We start from the raw sequence: 6,543 nt of genomic DNA on the forward strand, positions 1-6,543 counted from the left end.
CGGGCGCTCCTGGCCGGCCAGCACCACCAGGGCCTCGGCGGTCTCGCCCTTGCGGGCCCGGGTCAGGGCCGAGAACAGGGCGGCGTCCTTGGGCAGGCGGCGGGCCTCGCCCATGGTGTCGCGCCAGGCCTGGTTGGCCACCAGGATGCGGCCGTCGGCGACGGTCAGGGCCGCAGGCTCGCCCAGCGCCTCGATGAAGCTGTCGGCCACGTCCAGGCCGTTGTCGTGCGCGGCCGAGGCGCGGATCGCCACCAGCCCCAGGATCGCCACGCCGGCGACGCCGGCCAGCAGCAGTAGGCCGGCCAGGGTGGCGGGTCCGGCGCTCAGGGCCGGGGCCGTGGCGAAGCCGGCGGCCAGGACGAAGAAGATCGCCGCCCCCCAGATCAGGGGGTCGGCGCGGCGGCGGGCCGCCGTCATGTCTTTCGCGGGCGTCTCGGCCATGCCGACCGAAATCCTTCTGCAACTTGGCGGGGGCGAGGCCCCGACGATTCGTCCGGTAAGGATACTCCTTACGCGGCGCAAGAGCGCGTTCAGAAAGCAGGTCTCTGATTCTACGGCGGAAATGTGATGTCCCGATGATCCCGGACAAGCGCCCGGAGGGTCCGGCGAGCCGTCAGTCGGCCCAGGCGCGCCGCTTGGCCTTCTTGTTGCTCATCACGAAGCCGATGACCTTGGCGACGGCCTCGAAGTGCTCGGCCGGGATCTGCTGGTCGATCTCGACGGCGGCGTAGAGGGCGCGGGCCAGGGGCGGATCCTCCAGCACGTGCACGCCGGACTCCTCGGCCAGGGCGCGGATCTTCAGGGCCAGCTCGTCGACGCCCTTGGCCACGCAGATCGGCGCCGGGGTCTCGCCCTGCTCGTATTTCAGCGCCACGGCGTAGTGGGTCGGGTTCATGACGACGACGGTCGCCTTGGGCACGGCCTGCATCATCCGCTGGCGCGAGCGCTGCATCTGGATCTGCCGGCGCTTGGCCTTGATGTGCGGGTCGCCGTCCGACTGCTTGTGCTCTTCCTTCACCTCGTGAAGGGTCATGCGCATGCGCTTGTTGAAGCGCATCCGCTGCCAGAACCAGTCGAAGCCGGCGGTGACCAGCAGGAAGATCAGCACCGACCAGAACAGCTTCTTGCAGAGGTCGATGGCCAGCGGGAGCATGGCCGCCGGGTCCATGCCGACCAGGCCGATCACCTCCTTGGCGTCGGGCTTGAGCACGAACCAGGCGATGATGCCGGTGACGATGAACTTCACGGCCGACTTGGCGAACTGCATCAGGCCGTCCGGCCCGAAGATGCGGCCCAGGCCCTTCAGCGGGTTCAGCTTGGCGAAGTCCGGCTTCATCTTCTCGGCCGAGAACAGGAAGCCCGACTGGGCGATATTGGCCGCCGCTCCCATGAAGCCCGAAACCAGCATCACCAGGATCAGCGGCGGCAGCGCCGCCATCACCACCTTCTTGGCGATCAGGTTGGCCCCGCCCTCGACGTCCATCTGGCCGGCGTGGGCGATGAACGGCACCAGGGCCGAAACCAGGTCGCGCGCCAGCCAGCCGCCAGCGATGACGACGACGCCGAACGCGCCGGCCAGCGAGGCCAGCTGCGAGAAGTCAGGACTTTTGGGAACGTCGCCTTTCTTCCGGGCGTCCGAAAGTTTCTTCTGTGTCGGTTCTTCTGTTTTCGAGGCGTCGTCTGTGTCGTCGGCCACGGCGCCCTCCTAACTGAAGACGTTGAGCAGATCGCGGTAGCGATCGCTCCACACCATGGCGATGCCGCCCAGGGAAAGGGCGAGCAACGAGAGACCCAGGATCACGCTGAGCGGCGAAGTGACGAAGAAGATCTGGAACTGCGGCATGACCCGCCCGACCAGACCCGTCGCCAGGTTGAAGACGATCGAGAACACGATCACCGGGGCGGCCAGCTGCACGCCCAGGGTGAAGCTCTGGGCCACGGTGCGCACGGCCAGGGCGGCGGCGTCGTTGACCGGCACGCTCTTGGTGAACGGGAAAAGGTCGTAGGACCGCGCCATCGCGGCGATGAACAGGTGATGCAGGTCGGTGGCCATGATCAGGGTCAGGCTCAGCATCGACAGGAAGGTGGCCACCGCCGTGCTCGACTGCACGCCCATCGGGTTGGTGGTCTGGGCGAACGACAGCGTGGTCTGCATCGAGATGATCTCGCCCGCCGTGGTCATGGCGCTCATGAACATCTTCAGCACCGCGCCGATCATCAGGCCGATCAGGATCTCGTGGATCAGCTGGCCGGCGAGGCCGCCCACCGTGGTGGGCAGCGGACCGACGCCCTTGGCCACCGTCGGGGTGATGACCAGGGCGATCAGCAGCGCCAGGGCCAGGCGGATGCGCGGCGACACGGCCGTCTCGCCGATGCCCGGCATCAGCATGAGCATGGCCCCGATCCGGGCGAAGACCAGACCGGCGACATAGACCTGAGCGGTCGTCGCGAAGCTGTCCACGCCCCGTCCTTCCCTACATCGCCGCGATGCGGGCGGCGATCTGGCGCATGAAGCCCGACATCAGGGCTCCCATCAGCGGCAGGCACAGCAGCAGCGCGATGAAGATGGCGACGATCTTGGGCGCATAGACCAGGGTCTGTTCCTGGATCTGGGTCAGGGCCTGGAAAAGGCCGATGGCCACACCGACCACCAGGCCGACGATCAGCACCGGCGCGCAAAGCTGCAAAGTCAGCCAGATCGCGTCGCGACCCACGTCGAGGACTTCGGCTCCGGTCATGAACGGGCTTTCTGCGGGCGCTCTGGACGGTTTTGGTACGGCCCGCACCATGGGCCGGACATGGTTAACAGGGAGTTAGGGACTGTTAACACGACGCCCCGACCGATCGTAAGCCGGGCGCGGCGCATGGTCGCTGCAAGGTTGCCCGCGGACCTGCGACATCCCGCCACACGGGTTTACCTAGCGGCGCCGCCTGATAGTTGCTGGCGAAACTATCCGATCGCGTACAGAATGCATCCATCAGTTGGGGAACTGTCATGCAATCGGAAATCAAGCTGCACTGGTGGCAGCGCCACCCGTTCGCCGGCCTGGCCATAGGCTGGGCCATCATCGCCTTCATCGGCGTCGACGTGCTGGGATTCGTGCTCGCGCGTTAGGACGACAGCGCTTTCCGACATTCCAAACACCGTAAAATCCCCGCGAAAGCGTGGACCCAGGTGTTTTATCGTCGAGAGCTGCGCGTTTCAGAAAAAGCCTGGGCCCCCGCTTTCGCGGGGGTTCCACGGAAAAGGGGGAACGCCGCCGGCGCTCCCCTCAAACCCTGGCTCAGCAATCGTGACCCGCGCCCAGCGGACGGCAGCGGCCGTCGATCGGGGTCGGAACCGGCACGCCGGTCACCGCCGCGATGGTCGGGGCGATGTCGACCGTCTCGATCGGCAGGATGCGTTCGCGGGCCTGCGCGCTCTTCCACCAGAACAGGATCGGCACGCGGCGGTCGTAGTCCCAGGGCGTGCCGTGGGTGGCGACATAGGTCGCCGCCGCCGTGGCCGGCACCAGGTTCGGCTTGAAGGCCACCAGGATGTCGCCCGAACGGCCCGGCCAGGCGCTGCGGCGCAGGCGTTCCTTGACGCTGATCACGTCCGGCGGCGTGCCCTTGGCGACCGGCGGGGTGGTCAGAAGGTCGTTGATCTCATAGGCCTCGGCCACCTCGGGGCGGCCGCGCACCAGGGCCAGGGCCGCCGAGGCGACGCGGGCGCGCTCCGTGGCCGGCGGCACCTTCTTGTCGGCGCCGACGATCACCAGGGTGTCGATGCCGCCCGGCGCGATCACCGGGTCGTAGTCCAGCGACAGATCGGTGCGCAGCTGGGCGTTCACCCCCTTCAGCCAGGCCGAGGTGGCGATGCGGCTGACGTCATAGCCTTCGTCGTGCAGGCGCTCGGGGAAGTCCGAACCGCCGTGGTCGGCGCTCAGCACCACCAGCACCTCGCCCTTGGCCTTCTCGATGCGCTTGAGGAACGTGTCCAGGCGCGCGTCCAGGCGGCTCAGGTGATCGCACATCTCCGGGCCGCGCGTGCCGTAGCGGTGGCCGATGAAGTCGGTGGCCGACAGGCTGACAGTCAGCACGTCGACCTGCGGGCCGTCGCCCAGGCCGAACTCGTCGCGCAGGGCGGCGGCGGCCTCCAGGGTCACGGCGTCGGTATAGGGGCTGGCGGCCAGATCACGCAGGGTCTCGGCCTCGTTGGTCGGCAACGGCCGCGGCAGCTTGGCGTCCCAGGTGCGATCGCCCGTGGTCCAGGTCTTTTCGAGCGCGGCGCAGGCCTTGTTCTCATAGGTCCAGACGAAGGGCTTCTTCTTCTGCTCGGCGGCCAGGCGCGCGTTCAGCGCGGCCACGGGCGCAAGCTTCGTCGCCGCGTCCTCGCCGGGACGTACGAAGGTGTTGAAGCCGTAGCCGGCCTGGTACCAGAACGCGCCGTCGGCCTTGTGGCCGGCCATGGTGATCGCGCCGCGATCCTTGCCCGAGACGCCGTAGACGCGGCTCTTGGGCGACACGGCCTTCAGCCAGTCGCCATAGGTGCCGACCATCAGGTTCTTGTCGCTGACCGGATCCTGATCGGAGGGGGCGGCCAGGGTCACCGACGCATCCAGCAGGCAGTAGGATTTCTTGCCGGTCTCGGGGTCGTACCAGTTGTTGCCGACGATGCCGGTGCGGTTGGGATAGGCGCCGGTGAGCAGGCTGGAGTGGCCCGGGCAGGTCTCGGTCATGCCGTGCGACTGATAGCCGTTGGGATAGACCACGCCCTCGCGGCCCAGCTTGCCCAGGCCGCCCTTCCACTGGCCGCGCCACTGTTCGAACAGGTTGGCGCTGAACTGGTCGATGGAGATCACCACCACCAGCTTGGGATTGGGCTTCACCTGGTCCGCGGCCTGTGCCGGCTGGATGGCGAATAGGGCGACGCCGGCCAGCGCCGAAAGCGCCGCCGTGGAGGTAAGCTTGCTCATGGCGCGCAACCTGCCCCATTCACAAAAGCGTCGCAAACGAAGCTTGGGCGGACGGCGTTCAGGGAATGTCGTCGCTCAATTCGCGCGCGACATCGGCCGGCGAGCGCTTGTCGCTGTCGCGATCGACGGCGTAGTTGGCCTGCCGCATGGCCTGCACCGACAGGCTGCCCGACAGCTGCGCCGCCAGCGCCTTGAGGCGCGGATCGTCCGCCCGCTTGGGCGACACCAGCAGCACCGCATCATAGGGCGGCAGCGCGCCCTTGGGGTCTTCCAGCACCACCAGGTCGTCGGCGGCGATGCGTCCGTCGCTGGAAAAGGCCGAGATCACGTCGGCCTCGCCCGAGGCCAGGGCGCGGTACATGAAGGTCGGCTGGAACTGCCGCCGGGCCTTGAACCTCAGGCCATAGGCCGTCTCGACCGCCTTCCATTCGGGCCGCGAGAAGAACTCCAGGTCGCCGCCCATGACCAGGTCCGGCGCCTTGGCCGCCAGATCAGAGAGGCTCTTCACGCCCAGGGCCTCGGCCTGCTGGCGCTTCATGGCGAAGGCGTAGGCGTTCTCGAAGCCCAGCGGCGCGGCCAGCACCACGCCGTCGCGGCGCTTCAGCTCGGTCGTCAGCGCGTCCAACACCGCCTGCCGGCCGGGATTGTCGGTGCGATGCAGGACGTTGGCCCACAGGGTGCCGGTATAGTCGACATAGGCGTCGATCTCGCCGGCGGCCAGGGCGCGATAGGCCACGGCCGAGCCCAGGTTGATCCGCCGCTCGACCCGCGCGCCCTGCCCTTCCAGCCGGCTCGCGATCAGCTCGGCCAGCACATATTGCTCGGAGAAGTTCTTGGCCCCGACAACATAGGCCTGCGGACGCGGCGTCAGGGCCGGCGCGGCGATCGGCGCCAGCGCCGCGACGAGACCCAGACCGAGCGCCGCCAGCGCCCCGCCCCACAGCATGGGCCGGCGCTGCTCGATGCCGCGCCCGACCAGGCCCAGCAGTTGGTCGACGACCAAGGCCAGCGCCGCCGAGGCCGCGCAGCCGACCAGCACCATGTCCCAGGCCTCGGTCTGCAGGCCTGAGAAGATGTAGTCGCCCAGCGAGGTCTGGCCGACGGGCGTGGCCAGGGTCGCCCCGCCGATGGTCCACACCGCCGCCGTCCGCACGCCCGCCAGGATCACCGGCGCGGCCAGCGGCAGCTCGACCCGCAGCAGGCTCTGGCGCGGCGTCATGCCCACGCCCCTGGCCGCTTCCGTCACCGCCGGATCGACGCCCGACAGCCCCGCCGCCGTGTTCCGCAGGATCGGCAGCATGGCGTAGAGCGCCAGGGCCAGCCACGCCGGCAGAAAGCCCAGGGCCGGAAAGCCGAAGCCGAAGGTCGCCTTTGCCAGGTTCGAGGCCAGCAGCAGCAGCGGATAGAACAGCGCCAGCAGCGCCAGGCTCGGCACGGTCTGCACCAGGCTCGCCGCGCCCAGCGTGATCCAGCGCAGTCCCGGCCGCCTGGCCGCGGCGAAACCCAGCGGCAGGGCGACGGCGAGGCCCAGCACAAGGGCGGCCGCCGACAGCGCCGCGTGCCAGGCCAGGCGCTGGGGCAGGAG

5 protein-coding genes and 1 pseudogene are annotated in these 6,543 nt (G+C 68.8%); all 6 read right to left on the minus strand.

Translation table 11 applies throughout. The features are described 5' to 3' along the window. Positions 1–441: pseudogene (locus tag DMC18_RS26290) on the minus strand (hybrid sensor histidine kinase/response regulator); the annotation flags it as partial. A 172-nt stretch (positions 442–613) separates the two neighbouring features. Then, complete coding sequence (flhB, locus tag DMC18_RS23890) at positions 614–1,696, minus strand: flagellar biosynthesis protein FlhB (protein WP_110120871.1); 1,083 nt, start codon at positions 1,694–1,696, stop codon at positions 614–616. A 9-nt stretch (positions 1,697–1,705) separates the two neighbouring features. Beyond that, positions 1,706–2,461, minus strand: coding sequence for a flagellar biosynthetic protein FliR (fliR, locus tag DMC18_RS23895; RefSeq protein ID WP_110120872.1), 756 nt, complete (start codon positions 2,459–2,461; stop codon positions 1,706–1,708). Between the two features lie 13 nt (positions 2,462–2,474). Further along, positions 2,475–2,738, minus strand: coding sequence for a flagellar biosynthesis protein FliQ (gene fliQ / locus DMC18_RS23900; protein WP_110120873.1), 264 nt, complete (start codon positions 2,736–2,738; stop codon positions 2,475–2,477). Positions 2,739–3,284: 546 nt separating this feature from the next. Beyond that, positions 3,285–4,958, minus strand: coding sequence for an alkaline phosphatase family protein (locus DMC18_RS23905; RefSeq protein ID WP_110120874.1), 1,674 nt, complete (start codon positions 4,956–4,958; stop codon positions 3,285–3,287). A gap of 58 nt (positions 4,959–5,016) precedes the next feature. Continuing rightward, a partial coding sequence (locus tag DMC18_RS23910; RefSeq protein ID WP_199232625.1) for a glycine betaine ABC transporter substrate-binding protein occupies positions 5,017–6,543 on the minus strand: 1,527 nt, incomplete at its 5' end.

The organism is Caulobacter sp. D5 (assembly GCF_003185805.1).
Classification (GTDB): Bacteria; Pseudomonadota; Alphaproteobacteria; order Caulobacterales; family Caulobacteraceae; genus Caulobacter.

Coding starts and splice junctions, on each gene's coding strand:
- fliQ (WP_110120873.1), bottom strand. CDS start 2,738: ATGACCGGAGCCGAAGTCCTCGACGTGGGTCGCGACGCGATCTGGCTG.
- DMC18_RS23905 (WP_110120874.1), bottom strand. CDS start 4,958: ATGAGCAAGCTTACCTCCACGGCGGCGCTTTCGGCGCTGGCCGGCGTC.